This is a genomic window from beta proteobacterium MWH-UniP1 (assembly GCA_036362785.1).
GTDB lineage: Bacteria > Pseudomonadota > Gammaproteobacteria > Burkholderiales > Burkholderiaceae_A > Lacustribacter.
This window is the reverse complement of the sequence record CP143625.1, coordinates 1919233-1933169: the sequence shown is the minus strand read 5'-3', so window position 1 is coordinate 1933169 and position 13937 is coordinate 1919233. Positions and strand designations below refer to the sequence as shown.

Annotated in this window: 9 protein-coding genes; 8 read left to right on the top strand and 1 reads right to left on the bottom strand. The window is 54.8% G+C overall.

Features of this window, described 5'->3' with window-relative positions:
• Positions 1-8: 8 nt before the first annotated feature.
• Positions 9-2243 (bottom strand): penicillin-binding protein 1A, encoded by a 2235-nt coding sequence (locus AOB54_09480; protein ID WVN41688.1) that lies wholly within the window; start codon positions 2241-2243, stop codon positions 9-11.
• 34 nt (positions 2244-2277) lie between these two features.
• Between AOB54_09480 and AOB54_09475 the strand changes: the two genes are divergently transcribed.
• The 8 genes from AOB54_09475 to AOB54_09440 all read left to right on the top strand — a co-directional run bounded on the left by AOB54_09475 (position 2278) and on the right by AOB54_09440 (position 13932).
• Positions 2278-2802 (top strand): shikimate kinase, encoded by a 525-nt coding sequence (locus tag AOB54_09475; protein WVN41687.1) that lies wholly within the window; start codon positions 2278-2280, stop codon positions 2800-2802.
• Complete coding sequence (gene aroB, locus AOB54_09470) at positions 2799-3899, top strand: 3-dehydroquinate synthase (GenBank protein WVN41686.1); 1101 nt, start codon at positions 2799-2801, stop codon at positions 3897-3899. Before AOB54_09475 ends, aroB begins: the two co-directional genes overlap by 4 nt.
• A gap of 33 nt (positions 3900-3932) precedes the next feature.
• Complete coding sequence (locus AOB54_09465; GenBank protein WVN41685.1) at positions 3933-4634, top strand: transposase; 702 nt, start codon at positions 3933-3935, stop codon at positions 4632-4634.
• 177 nt (positions 4635-4811) lie between these two features.
• A complete protein-coding gene (locus AOB54_09460; protein WVN41684.1) occupies positions 4812-9437 on the top strand; it encodes a glutamate synthase-related protein in 4626 nt (1541 codons plus the stop codon).
• Positions 9437-10903, top strand: a complete 1467-nt coding sequence (locus AOB54_09455) for a glutamate synthase subunit beta (protein WVN41683.1) — start codon at positions 9437-9439, stop codon at positions 10901-10903. The genes AOB54_09460 and AOB54_09455 overlap by 1 nt, the downstream gene beginning before the upstream one ends.
• Before the next feature lie 84 nt (positions 10904-10987).
• Positions 10988-12142, top strand: coding sequence for a methionine aminotransferase (locus AOB54_09450; GenBank protein WVN41682.1), 1155 nt, complete (start codon positions 10988-10990; stop codon positions 12140-12142).
• A gap of 27 nt (positions 12143-12169) precedes the next feature.
• Positions 12170-13675 (top strand): exonuclease domain-containing protein, encoded by a 1506-nt coding sequence (locus tag AOB54_09445; GenBank protein ID WVN41681.1) that lies wholly within the window; start codon positions 12170-12172, stop codon positions 13673-13675.
• Positions 13669-13932: a KTSC domain-containing protein gene (locus AOB54_09440; protein ID WVN41680.1), complete on the top strand. Its 264-nt coding sequence runs from the start codon at positions 13669-13671 to the stop codon at positions 13930-13932. The genes AOB54_09445 and AOB54_09440 overlap by 7 nt, the downstream gene beginning before the upstream one ends.
• Positions 13933-13937 lie beyond the last annotated feature (5 nt).

Genomic DNA, 13937 nt, shown 5'->3' with positions numbered 1-13937 from the left:
CTTTTTAATCAGCGCAGGCCAACGCTTGCTACCCCAACGCCTGGCCGGCTCTCTTGGGTGTAGTACTCGCCGCCAATATTCAGCACGCCCGCTGGCATCACGCGGGTGGCTGGCGGTGTTTTAGCCAGCGCCACCTTCATGTAATCCATCCAGATGGGCAGGGCTAGGCCACCCCCCGTTTCACCCCGGTCACCCAACTTGCGGGGTTGGTCATAACCGACCCAGGCCACGCTTGCGACATTTGTGCCATAGCCCGCGAACCAGGCGTCGTGGGAGTCGTTGGTGGTGCCGGTCTTGCCCCCAAGGTCGGGCCGGCCGAGCGAGGCTGCCCGGCTGCCGGTGCCTGATTTCACAACCTCTTGCAGCAGGCTATCCACGATAAAGACATGCCGCGGATCCATCACCCGTTGGCTCTCTATTCCGGCGCGAATCGGCTTGGCTCGGGCCACGACGCTGCCTTTCAGATCGACAATACGATCAATCAAATACGGGTTCACGCGATAACCACCGTTCGCAAAGACCGCATAGCCCTGGGCCATCTGCATCACAGTTACCGAGCCCGCACCAAGCGCCATGGTGAGATAGGGCGGATTTTTCTCGGGCTCAAATCCGAATCGCGTGACGTAGTCCTGGGCGTATCGCGGGCCGATGCTGTGCAAGATACGGATCGAGACCATGTTTTTTGACTTGGCCAGGCCCATACGCAGGCTAATCGGCCCTTCGTATTTGTTGTCGTAGTTTTTGGGGTCCCAAGCTTGGCCCCCAGTCTGGCCGGGATCAAATTTCACGGGCGAGTCGTTGACAATGGTTGCAGGAGAAAACCCGCGAGTCAGCGCAGCGGAATAGACAAAGGGTTTAAAGGCCGAACCAGGTTGCCGCCAAGCCTGCGTCACACGATTAAATTTATTGCGATTGAAGTCAAACCCACCGATCAGAGATCGAATGGCGCCGGTCTGAGAATGCAGTGATACCAAGGCGGATTCGACCTGGGGCATCTGTGTAATTTCAAACTCTCCGTTGTCCATCCGGGCGATTCGAACGATGGCACCTTTGCGCAGCCGTTTGGCGGCCGGGGCGGTGGATGACAAGCCAGGGCTCGCAAATTTCAGCCCCTCTCCTGTAATGTCGACGCGTTGGTTTCGGCTGCGGCGTACCACTACTTTTTCTTCGCTCACATCCATCACAACCGCAGTCAGCAAATCATCGCTATCGGGCCGCTCCTCAAGGGCATCTTCGATCGCATCTTCCATCGCATCTTTACCGCTTGGCAGGGTAATAAAGGCCTCTGGCCCGCGCCAGCCTTGCCTGCGATCAAAATCGAGCAGGCCATTGCGAACCGCCTTATACGCGGCCCGCTGCTCTTCGGCAGTGATGGTGGTGTAGACCGTGAGACCAAGCGTATAGGCCTCGTCTTTGAACTGTTCAAAGACCAACTGCCGTGCCATTTCAGCAACGTGGGGTGCGCGCACAGGGTAGTCATCACTGCGGCCAATAATGTTGAGTTTTTCCTGACGTGCGGCGTTAGCTTCACTTTTTTTAATGAGATTAAGTTTTTCCATGCGGCCCAAGACATAGTGTTGCCGCTGGGTGGCTCGACGTATGTTGGCTGCAGGGTTATAGGCAGACGGCGCTTTGGGTAAGCCCGCGAGCATTGCTGCTTCAGCAAGGCTGATCTGGCGAATGTCTTTGCCGAAATAAGTCTGGGATGCTGCAGCAAATCCATAGGCGCGTTTGCCCAAATAGATCTGATTCAGATAGAGCTCAAGAATCTGGTTCTTCGTTAGCTTGCGTTCAATCTCAGAGGCCAGCAGTACCTCATAAATTTTTCTGGTGAAGGTCTTTTCGCTGGATAGATAAAAGTTTCGGGCGACTTGCATGGTGATCGTGCTTGCGCCTTGGGATTTGCTGCCAGAAAAGATATTGGCCACCATGGCCCGTGCGATTCCGTAGAAGTCAATGCCACGGTGTTGAAAAAAGCCATCATCTTCTGCGGCAAGAATGGCCTGAACCAAATGCTTGGGCACATCAGGCAGCCGCACAAGACTGCGGCGCTCTTCTCCGAACTCGCCGATGAGCACGCCGTCGGCGGTCATGATGCGCAGGGGCATCTTGGGCTGATAGTCGGCCACCGTTGTGATGGGTGGAAGCCTTGGGGTTGCCAAGGCGATGATCAGCAGACCGATGGCGATCACGGCCACTAGGCTTGACAGGCCAAAGGCCATCCAGCGCAAAAACGTTTTCATGGGCAAGAGTTTATCGCCTGATAGACTCCAAACCATGCGGAATATCGTTTTTGTTGGCCTGATGGGGGCGGGAAAAACCACGGTGGGCAAGCGCCTGGCCAAGCGCCATGGGCTCCCCTTTCTGGACACCGATCACGAGATTGAGCGGCGCTGCGGGGCCAGTATCCCCACCATTTTTGATTTGGAGGGAGAAGAGGGCTTTCGCAGGCGTGAGGCCAAGGTCCTGGCCGACGCCATGTCGCTCTCTGGTCACGTCATCACCACCGGGGGTGGGGCCATCATGCTCGACGAAAACCGGCAGGCCCTAGCGTCCGGATTTGTGATCTACCTAGACGCAGACCCCGAGCAGCTCTGGCAGCGGCTAAAAACGGACACCTCCCGGCCCCTGCTCCTAAAATCTGAGGACCCCAGGGCAACGCTGGCTGCCCTGCATGCCAAACGCGATCCGCTGTATCGTTCCGTGGCAGATTTAGTCGTGCCCACCACGCGTGCATCGGTCTCGGTGGTGATGCGGTCAATTGAAAATGGTTTAAAGCAGGCGGGAGTGTTGTCGATATGAAGACCTTGCAGGTGAGTCTTGGCGATCGGAGTTATCCAATCTGGATCGGCTCAGGCATTGCGAAAGACAGCGTCTTGTGGAAGCAGGCGCTTGCGCCCGGGCGGGTGGCGTTGGTGACCAATGAAACCGTGGGCCCCCTTTATGCGGATATGGTCGCCGGCAATATCGAAGCCGCCGGCCATCATGTGGTGCGGGTGACCCTGCCCGATGGGGAAGCGTTTAAAGATTGGCAGAATCTGAACAAGATTTTTGATGTCTTGATGCAGGCGCGTATTGAGCGCGGTGAGACGCTTGTCGCCCTGGGCGGTGGTGTGATTGGGGATATGTCGGGTTTCGCGGCAGCTTGTTATCAGCGTGGCATTCGGTTTATGCAGATTCCCACCACCTTGCTGTCTCAGGTGGATTCCTCGGTGGGGGGCAAAACCGCGATTAACCATCCCCTTGGTAAAAACATGATCGGTGCCTTTTATCAGCCTGTTGCTGTGCTGATCGATATTGACATGCTCAATACCCTGCCGGATCGCGAATTGAGTGCGGGCATTGCAGAAATTATCAAATACGGCTGCATTCTTGATATGGCTTTTTTTGAGTGGTTGGAAGCCAACATGGACCGGCTCATGGCCCGCGATCCCGAGGTCTTGTCTTACGCGATTTATCGCTCTTGTGAACTCAAGGCGCAGGTGGTGGCCTCAGACGAGCGTGAATCAGCTCGCCGTGCAATTCTGAACTTCGGCCACACCTTTGGCCATGCGATCGAGGCGGGACTCGGCTATGGCAAGTGGCTGCATGGCGAGGCGGTTGGTTGCGGCATGGTCTTGGCGGCTGATCTGTCTCGTCGTCTCGGGGGCATCACAGTAGAGATGCAGGACCGCATCACGCGATTGATTGCGCGTGCAAATTTGCCAACCGTGCCGCCTGACTGGCCGGCCTCTGAATATCTGTCTTGGATCTCTCATGACAAAAAATCAAAGGCAGGCAAGGTCCGTTATGTGGTGCTGCGCAGCATGGGAAACGCGGACATGCAGGCCGTCGATGACGACGAAATCATCAAAGTCATTCAAAAAGCGATTGCATCCCCAGCCGACTCGGGCGCATGATAGTCATATCCTAAGAGTACCCACGAGGGTTCGATGGCAAGACAGGCGCGTGACGCACGACCCGGGCGGACCTATCACCTTGTACAGCGTGGTCACGATAATGCGGAGATCTTCCGCGACGATCAGGACCGCAAGGCCTACTTAGAGTCTTTCTTGCAGGCCGGCATTGGGTTCGGTTTGCGCGTGCATGCCTACTGTCTGCTCACCAGTGAATCCCACTGGCTGGTTACGCCGCATCGGGCTGATGCCATGGCCGATGTCGTTCAACAAGTTGGCCGCAGCTATGTCCGCCGATTCAATTCCCGCTGGTCTCGACACGGCACGCTCTGGGAGGGCCGCTACCGCGCCTACTGGATCGACGAGCCGGCCTTCGGCCTGCTGGCCCAACGTGCGATTGAGTGGCTTGCTGTCCGTGATGGTCTGGTCCACAGACCGGTCGACTGGAAATGGTCAAGTCTTCAGACTCACCTTGGCCTTACCCCGGAACCCCGATTGGCGGCCTTGCCCAGTTATTGGGCACTCGGTAACACCCCCTTTGAGCGGGAGGCCCGCTATCCCGGGGTGATTGAGCAGTCGATTACAGAGGCCACCTGGGAGACGATCCGCAAGGGTCTGTCCAGCGGCCGGCCTTGGGTCACAGAGCAGACCATGGCGGGTTTGTCGCCCGAAGAACGGCAGCGTTGGGTGCGCCGCCCGCGTGGCAGACCGTCAAAATCGAGCCTGGTCGATACATAAGACGCACCATTTTGATACGTCACTATTATTAGTTTTCACCAATTTAGGGCGCAATAAATATTTGTCTGACCCCATTTAATAATCATATTTTATAAGGGTTTCAGACTCTTTTTAGATTGATGTGCGGCATTGATGGGGCTATATTGGCAGGCCCATTTTTGTTTATTGCCACGCACCATGACCCAAGCCCAAGGCCTTTACGATCCGAAAAACGAACACGATTCCTGTGGTGTAGGGTTCGTTGCCCACATCAAGGGCAAGAAGTCCCACGACATCGTTACCCAGGGCTTAAACATCCTGCGCAATCTGGACCATCGGGGTGCGGTGGGCGCTGACCCCCTGATGGGCGACGGGGCAGGCATCTTGATCCAAATCCCCGATGCCTATTTCCGAGAAGAGATGGCCAAGCAGGGCATTACCCTGCCGCCCCCTGGCGAATACGGGGTGGGCAATGTGTTTCTACCCAAGGAGCAGGCCTCGCGTCTTGCCTGTGAGCAGGAGTTGGAGCGAGCCGTGCGGGCAGAAAACCAGGTGGTGATTGGCTGGCGCGACGTGCCCACCAACCGAGAGATGCCGATGTCCCCCCGGGTGCGCAAAGAAGAGCCCGTGATGCGCCAGATTTTTATTGGCCGCGGCACGGATGTGATTGTGCAAGACGCGTTGGAGCGCAAGCTCTACGTGATCCGCAAGACGGCATCGAGTGCAATTCAGAAACTGAAACTCAAGCACAGCAAAGAGTATTACGTGCCGAGCATGTCAAGCCGCACTATCGTCTACAAAGGGCTGCTCCTTGCAGATCAAGTCGGCGAATACTACTTAGATTTGAAGGATCCGCGCTGCGTGTCGGCACTGGCCTTGGTTCACCAGCGTTTCTCAACCAATACTTTCCCACGTTGGTCACTGGCTCACCCCTATCGTATGGTCGCCCACAACGGCGAAATCAACACCGTGAAGGGCAACTACAACTGGATGGTGGCGCGCGAGGGGGTGATGTCATCGCCAGTACTCGGCAACGATTTGCACAAACTCTATCCCATTAGTTTTGCAAATCAATCGGACACCGCAACTTTCGATAACTGTATTGAATTGCTCGTGGCTGCAGGCTATCCGTTGGCGCAGGCTGCCATGATGATGATCCCGGAACCCTGGGAGCAGCACACCACCATGGACGAGAGCCGCAAGGCCTTCTATGAATATCACGCCGCCATGCTCGAGCCCTGGGACGGTCCCGCATCCATCGTGTTTACCGATGGCCGCCAGATCGGCGCGACTTTAGATCGCAATGGATTGCGTCCTTCGCGCTATTGCGTCACGGATGATGATCTCGTGATCATGGCCTCGGAATCCGGTGTGCTCCCAATTCCTGAGAGCAAGATCGTTCGCAAATGGCGTCTGCAGCCCGGCAAAATGTTTCTGATCGATTTAGAGCAGGGCCGGATGATCGACGACGAAGAGTTAAAGACATCTCTGACCAAGGCCAAACCTTACAAGCAGTGGATTGAAAATCTGCGTATTCGGCTGGAGTCTTTGGGGGCAAACTCACCTCCCGCTAATGTGCCGCCAGTATCAAGAGTGGAGTTGCTTGATCGCCAACAGGCCTTTGGATTCACCCAAGAAGATATTAAGTTTCTAATGGCACCCATGGCCGCCAATGGTGAAGAGGCGATTGGTTCCATGGGAAATGATTCCCCGCTGGCCGTATTGTCTGATCGCAGTAAGCCCCTATACAACTATTTCAAGCAGCTGTTTGCCCAGGTCACCAATCCGCCGATTGATCCGATCCGCGAAGCCATCGTGATGTCGTTGGTGTCCTTTATTGGACCCCGGCCAAACCTGTTGGACATCAACCAGGTCAACCCGCCCCTGCGTTTAGAAGTCAGTCAGCCGATTCTGGATTTCGCCGATATGCAGCGGATTCGTGAAATCGAGCGTCACACCCAGGGCAAGTTCAAGAGCTATGTCTTGGATATCACCTACCCGCTGGACTGGGGCCGCGAAGGGGTTGAGGCCAAGCTGGCGTCACTATGCGCCGAGGCCACCGATGCCATCAATTCCGGCAAGAACATTTTGATTGTGAGTGACCGCAATATCAGCGCCAAGCATGTTGCGATTCCTGCGCTGTTGGCACTCTCTGCCATTCATCAGCACTTGGTTCGCGAAGGCAAGCGCACCCTTGCGGGCCTGGTGGTGGAAACCGGTTCAGCGCGAGAAGTCCATCACTTCGCAGTGCTAGCAGGCTATGGTGCGGAAGCGGTACATCCGTATTTGGCCATGGAGACTCTGGCAGCAATCCACAACGATCTGCCCGGCGATCTGTCTGCTGAAAAAGCGATTTACAACTATGTGAAGGCTATCGGCAAGGGGCTTTCCAAAATCATGTCCAAAATGGGCATCAGCACCTATATGTCTTACTGTGGCGCTGCAATTTTTGAGGCCATTGGTATTAACAAAGACACCATCGACAAATATTTCACGGGCACATCCAGTCAGGTCGAGGGCATTGGTGTATTCGAAATTGCCGAAGAAGCCATCCGCACCCATACCGCAGCGTTTAGTAATGATCCGGTTTTGGCGGGCATGCTGGACACGGGCGGTGAATACGCCTGGCGTACTCGTGGCGAGGCCCACATGTGGACGCCAGATGCGATTGCAAAGCTGCAGCACTCGGCACGCGCTAACAACTGGAATTCTTACAAAGAGTACGCACAGATCATTAATGATCAGAGTAAACGTCACATGACGCTGCGCGGCTTGTTTGAATTCAAGGTCGACCCGGCAAAGGCAATCCCCTTAGATGAAGTGGAGCCAGCGAAAGAAATTGTGAAACGGTTTGCGACCGGCGCCATGTCGCTCGGATCGATCTCAACCGAGGCCCACACCACGCTGGCCATTGCCATGAACCGCATCGGTGGTAAGAGCAATACCGGCGAGGGGGGCGAAGATGCCAACCGTTATCGCCAAGAGCTCAAAGGCATCTCGATTACGCGGGGCACCAAGGTTTCGGACATCATCGGCAAAGATGTGGTCGAGGCCGACTACGAACTCAGTGAGGGTGACTCGCTGCGTTCCAAGATCAAGCAGGTGGCTTCGGGCCGTTTTGGTGTCACCGCTGAATATCTGGTCTCTGCTGATCAAATCCAGATCAAGATGGCCCAGGGCGCCAAACCCGGCGAGGGCGGCCAACTTCCTGGTGGCAAGGTCTCTGATTACATCGGCAAACTGCGTTATTCGGTTCCTGGTGTGGGACTGATTTCACCACCACCGCACCATGATATTTATTCGATCGAAGACTTGGCCCAGCTCATTCACGACTTAAAGAACGTGGCGCCCCATGCATCGATCTCAGTCAAACTGGTTTCAGAAGTTGGTGTGGGCACGGTGGCCGCGGGTGTGGCCAAGGCCAAGAGTGATCACGTCGTGATTTCTGGCCATGATGGCGGCACTGGCGCATCGCCCTGGTCTTCGATTAAACATGCGGGCACGCCATGGGAAATTGGCCTTGCCGAAACCCAACAGACGCTGGTGTTGAATGGTCTGCGTAACCGTATTCGTGTGCAAGCCGACGGACAGATGAAGACTGGCCGTGACGTGGTGATCGGTGCGCTCTTGGGTGCTGACGAGTTTGGTTTTGCGACTGCACCACTGGTGGTCGAGGGCTGCATCATGATGCGCAAATGCCACCTCAACACCTGCCCGGTGGGTGTGGCCACCCAGGACCCTGTGCTGCGCAAGAAATTTACCGGCAAGCCTGAGCATGTCGTGAATTACTTCTTCTTTATTGCAGAAGAGGTCCGCCAGATCATGGCCCAGCTCGGCATCGCTACGTTTGACGAACTGATCGGCCGTGCTGATCTGCTCGATACCCGCAAGGGCATTGCCCACTGGAAGGCCCAGGGTTTGGATTTTTCTAAGATTTTTTATCAGCTCAGAGAAACGATTGCCAAGGCTTGCTTCCATACCGAGACTCAGGACCATGGGTTGGATAAGGCCCTGGATAATGTCTTAATTCAGAAGTCCAAAGCAGCGATTGAAAAAGGCGAACGCGTCCAGTTTATGGAAGTGGCTCGTAATGTGAACCGCACAGTGGGCGCGATGCTTTCGGGCGAAGTCACCAAGCACCACCCCGAGGGTCTGCCGGATGACACCATCCGGATTCAGCTAGAGGGAACTGGTGGTCAGTCCTTCGGTGCCTTCTTGGCCAAGGGCATCACGCTCTATCTGATTGGTGATGCCAACGACTACACGGGCAAGGGCTTATCAGGTGGGCGTATTGTGGTTCGCCCAAGCATTGATTTTCGCGGCGTGGCCCACGACAACATCATCGTCGGTAACACCGTGCTTTATGGCGCAACCTCTGGCGAGGCATTCTTTAGCGGCGTTGCCGGCGAGCGCTTTGCAGTTCGTTTGTCTGGTGCTACAGCAGTCGTCGAAGGTACGGGCGACCACGGCTGTGAATACATGACGGGTGGCACGGTAGTGGTGCTTGGCAAGACTGGCCGCAACTTTGCAGCGGGCATGTCGGGCGGCTTTGCTTATGTTTATAACGAAGATGGGCTATTTGACCAGCGCTGTAACAAGGCCATGGTGACCCTTGAAAAGACGCCAATGGAAGACGACGCAACATTGAAGAAATTGATCGAGGACCATCATCGTTGGACGGGCAGCCGTCGGGCCCGTGAGCTGCTGGACAACTGGTCAGCGGCTCGTGAGAAGTTCGTCAAGGTCTTTCCAAATGAATATCGGCGCGCACTTGCTGAGCTCGCTCAGAAGAAAACATCTGAAAAAGAAAAGGTAGCTGCGTAATGGGCAAGATTACTGGGTTTATGGAATTTCAGCGCCAAGAAGAGGGCTATCTGCCTGTCGAGGCACGGTTAAAAAACTATAAAGAGTTTGTGATTGCGCTAGATGACAACCAGGCCAAGGCCCAGGCGGCCCGTTGTATGGACTGCGGCACGCCGTTTTGTAATAACGGCTGCCCGGTCAACAACATCATTCCTGACTTTAATGATTTGGTTTTCCAACAGGATTGGAAACGTGCACTGGATGTTTTGCACTCCACCAATAACTTTCCTGAGTTCACGGGCCGAATCTGCCCGGCGCCGTGTGAGGCCGCCTGCACCCTGAACGTGAATGACTTGCCAGTCGGCATCAAATCCATTGAGCACGCCATCATTGATCGCGGCTGGAAGGAGGGCTGGGTGGTGCCCCAGCCCCCCGAGGCCAAGACCGGCAAAAAGGTTGCAATTGTCGGCTCCGGTCCCGCAGGATTGGCAGCGGCACAGCAGCTGGCTCGCGAAGGCCATGAGGTGACCGTGTTTGAGAAGAATGATCGCGTTGGCGGCCTGCTTCGTTACGGCATTCCAGATTTCAAAATGGAAAAGCATCATATCGATCAGCGTGTTGATCAGATGAAGGCGGAAGGTGTGACCTTTAAAACGGGCGTGCTGGTAGCGGAGCTGCCCAAAGACATCAAGGTCACCAACTGGGCCAAAGAGACCATTTCGCCGCAGGCCCTGATGGCCGAATTTGATGCGGTTTTGTTAACGGGTGGTGCAGAGCAGCCACGTGATCTGCCGGTTCCTGGCCGTGAGCTCTCTGGCATTCATTTCGCCATGGAGTTTTTGCCACAACAAAACAAGGTCAATGCGGGGGATAAGTTTGATTCGCAGATTCGTGCAGACGGCAAGCATGTGATCGTGATTGGCGGTGGTGACACCGGATCGGACTGTGTTGGTACATCAAACCGCCATGGCGCTGCCAGCGTGACCCAGTTTGAGTTAATGCCCCAGCCACCCGAGCAGGAAAACAAGCCGCTCGTTTGGCCGTACTGGCCGATCAAGCTGCGGACATCGTCGAGCCACGAAGAGGGCTGTACGCGTGAGTTCGCGATTGCAACCAAAGAGTTTTTGGGCGAAAACGGAAAACTCACCGGCCTAAAGAGTGTTCATGTCGAATGGAAAGACGGCAAGATGATCGAGGTGCCAGGCACCGAGAAAATCATGAAAGCCGATCTGGTCTTCCTGGCCATGGGCTTTGTGTCACCGATCAGGTCTATTCTCGAATCTTTTGGCGTGGATAAAGATGCCCGTGGTAACGCAAAGGCCACGACGGATGGTGATCGTTGTTACGCCACCAATGTCAAAAAAGTCTTCGCCGCAGGCGATATGCGTCGTGGTCAGTCGCTGGTGGTCTGGGCGATTCGCGAAGGCCGCCAGGCCGCCCGTGCAATTGATGAGTTCTTAATGGGCAGTTCGACGCTGCCGCGTTAATGCATCAGGCTTTCAGCTGTGGCATTTCTCTCAAGGGCTCCTGTCGGGGCCCTTGTTTTTTGTGAATTTGGATCGTGTATCTTTATGGCCATGAGATCTCGGCTTCCCCACGTTGGTACCAATATTTTCACGGTCATGTCCGCCATGGCTACCGAGTGTGGCGCAGTCAACCTTGGCCAGGGCTTTCCAGACTTTGGTCCGGATCCCCTCTTGCTCGACGAAGTTAATGCCGCTATGCGGGCAGGCTTTAATCAGTATGCGCCATTAAACGGTATGCCGATCTTGCGCCAGGCGTTAACGGAAAAACTGCAACGGCTCTATGGCCACGCGTACAACCCGGACACTGAAATCATGGTCACGGCGGGTGCGACTCAGGCCATCTTCACGGCAATTATGGCCCTGACCCAGCCGGGTGACGATGTATTGATCATTGAGCCAGCCTTTGACAGTTATCTGCCAGGCATTGCCTTGGCGGGCTGCACCCCTATCTGTGTGCCGATGGGCAGTGATTACCGGGTGGATTGGCCCCGTGTGGAAGCTGCGATCACACCCAAGACGCGCATCATGATTGTCAATTCGCCACACAATCCATCTGGCCTGATTCTGCGGGATGCCGATATGAACGCCTTAGAGGCGATCGCTCTGAAGCACGGCGTGCTGGTGATCTCCGATGAGGTCTATGAGCACATGGTGTTTGACCAAGAGTCGCATCAGAGTGTGGCGCAATATCCGGGCTTGGCCAATCAAAGCATCATGGTGTCGTCATTTGGCAAGACCTTTCATGTGACTGGCTGGAAGATGGGTTATGTGGCAGCCCCCAGTCACATCATGTCGGAATACCGCAAGGTCCATCAGTTCAATGTCTTTGTGGCCAATAGTGCGGTGCAAGTGGGGCTTGCCAATTACATGGGCGCCCCGGAACGCTATCTGCAGCTGCCTGATTTCTATCAGCGCAAACGCAACTTTTTTCGGCAAGGCCTAGCCCAGACACCATTTCATCTCTACCCCTGTGAGGGTACGTTTTTCCAAATCGTGAACTATGCCGGTGTTCCCCAGCTTGCCAACAAAAACGAGCGGCAGGCCTGTGAGTGGCTGACGCAAGAAATTGGTGTAGCCGCCATTCCCATGTCGAGTTTTTATCAGGCCCCCACAGAAAACAAAACCATTCGGTTTTGTTTTGCCAAAAAAGAAGAGACCCTTCGGCGTGGTCTTGAGCGCCTAAGCCAACTCATCGCTTGAAGCCCATGATCAGGACTGTTTAGTTCGATGCGTACTGGTTTTCAGCCCATGGTCTTTCTTGATCTAGAGACGACGGGCGCCACTGCCACCAAAGATCGCATTACCGAGATTGGCATTGTCGAAGTCACAGAATCGGGTGTCGAGCGTTATAGCCAACTCATCAACCCTGAGTGCCGCATTCCAGAGTTTATTCAGGGTCTCACAGGGATTACTGAAGAGATGGTGGCCGATGCACCTCGTTTTGAAGACGTGGCACATGATGTATTGGCGCGAGTTAACGGTAAATTATTTGTAGCCCACAATGCCCGGTTTGATTACGGTTTTCTCAAAAACGAATTCAAACGACTGGGCATCGATTTCCGGGCTCGGGTCTTGTGCACTGTCAAACTCTCTCGGCTCTTGTATCCCGCCGAGGCCAGACACAATCTGGATGCATTGATCGCCCGCCATGGCTTGATTCAGTCGGCACGCCATCGTGCTCTGGCGGACGCTGATTTGATTTTCCAGTTTTGGGAAAAGCTTCAGGGCGAGTGGGATGCCGAAACTCTGATCTCTGCAGTCGAGAAGCTCTCGGCACGGCCGGCTTTGCCTTCTCAGCTCGATCCAGATCTTCCTGATCAGCTGCCAGAGTCCCATGGGGTCTATATTTTTTATGGGGACAACGACTTTCCACTCTATGTTGGAAAGAGTAACAACCTGCGCAAACGGGTCATGTCTCACTTTTCTTCTGATCATTCGCGCGGCAAGGAAATGAGTCTGTCGCTTCAGGTCCGTCGGGTGGAGTGGATTGAGACGGCTGGTGAGATCTCGGCGCTGTTAAAAGAGTCTGCCTTGGTGAAGTCGCTTCTGCCCAGCCACAACACCAGGCTTCGCCGAAATAAAGAGCTCTGCTCCTGGCGTATTTCTCCGTTGGTATCCGACACGGTGTCAGACACCGTGCCTGACACCAAGCTTAACGTTGTACCCGTATCCGAGGTGTCAGACACCCCGCTTGACACTTTGCCTCAGGTAGCCCCTGAGTTGGTCTGGGCACGGGATCTAAATCTGGGAGCCCAGCCGGATTTGTTCGGTGTCTTTAGAAGTCAGCGTGATGCCTTAGAGATGCTTTCAGAACTTGCTAAGGAAGAAAAGCTTTGCAAGGGACTTCTGGGTCTAGAAAAAATCAAGGCTGGATCCCCCTGTTTTGGCTATCAACTCAGGCAATGCAAGGGCGCCTGCGTGGGTAAGGAGAAGCCTCAGGCCCATCATCTGCGTTTGTTGATGGCGATGGCCCGGCACAAAATCCCTACCTGGCCCTACCCCGGGCCGGTCGGGTTAAAAGAGGGGGGTGTCATTCACCTGATCGAGTCCTGGTGTTATCTCGGCGCGGCATCTTCTGATGAGCAGGTCCATGAGTTACTAGACGCCGGGGAACCGGTCTTTGATCTTGATGTCTACAAAATTCTTCGTAAGGCAATCAAGACCTTGCCAGTGGTGCAGATCCGTACAGATCGTCGAAAAGAAGCCATTGCAGACCAGGATGAGACATGGTGACCAAAACTTTTTCTGTCGGGCGTATTGTGCGCGCTGATTACAACGAGTCCACGCGACAGCTTGATCTTCATTTTCAAGAAGGCACTGTGCGTTCTTATCAGGCCGTACCCAACGAGGTCTTTCGCCGATTCTGTAACGCACCGAATCCAACCACGTATTGGGAGGATCGAATCGCTGAAGAGTATGTGCGGGTTAGTGGCCGATCCGGTGGTGATGTGGATTCGGCCAAAAAAGCTTTAGATGATTTGTTTGGTTGAACTGA

Coding starts and splice junctions, on each gene's coding strand:
- AOB54_09450 (WVN41682.1), top strand. CDS start 10,988: ATGGCCATGAGATCTCGGCTTCCCCACGTTGGTACCAATATTTTCACG.
- AOB54_09475 (WVN41687.1), top strand. CDS start 2,278: ATGCGGAATATCGTTTTTGTTGGCCTGATGGGGGCGGGAAAAACCACG.
- AOB54_09460 (WVN41684.1), top strand. CDS start 4,812: ATGACCCAAGCCCAAGGCCTTTACGATCCGAAAAACGAACACGATTCC.
- AOB54_09440 (WVN41680.1), top strand. CDS start 13,669: ATGGTGACCAAAACTTTTTCTGTCGGGCGTATTGTGCGCGCTGATTAC.
- AOB54_09455 (WVN41683.1), top strand. CDS start 9,437: ATGGGCAAGATTACTGGGTTTATGGAATTTCAGCGCCAAGAAGAGGGC.
- AOB54_09480 (WVN41688.1), bottom strand. CDS start 2,243: ATGAAAACGTTTTTGCGCTGGATGGCCTTTGGCCTGTCAAGCCTAGTG.
- AOB54_09465 (WVN41685.1), top strand. CDS start 3,933: ATGGCAAGACAGGCGCGTGACGCACGACCCGGGCGGACCTATCACCTT.
- aroB (WVN41686.1), top strand. CDS start 2,799: ATGAAGACCTTGCAGGTGAGTCTTGGCGATCGGAGTTATCCAATCTGG.
- AOB54_09445 (WVN41681.1), top strand. CDS start 12,170: ATGCGTACTGGTTTTCAGCCCATGGTCTTTCTTGATCTAGAGACGACG.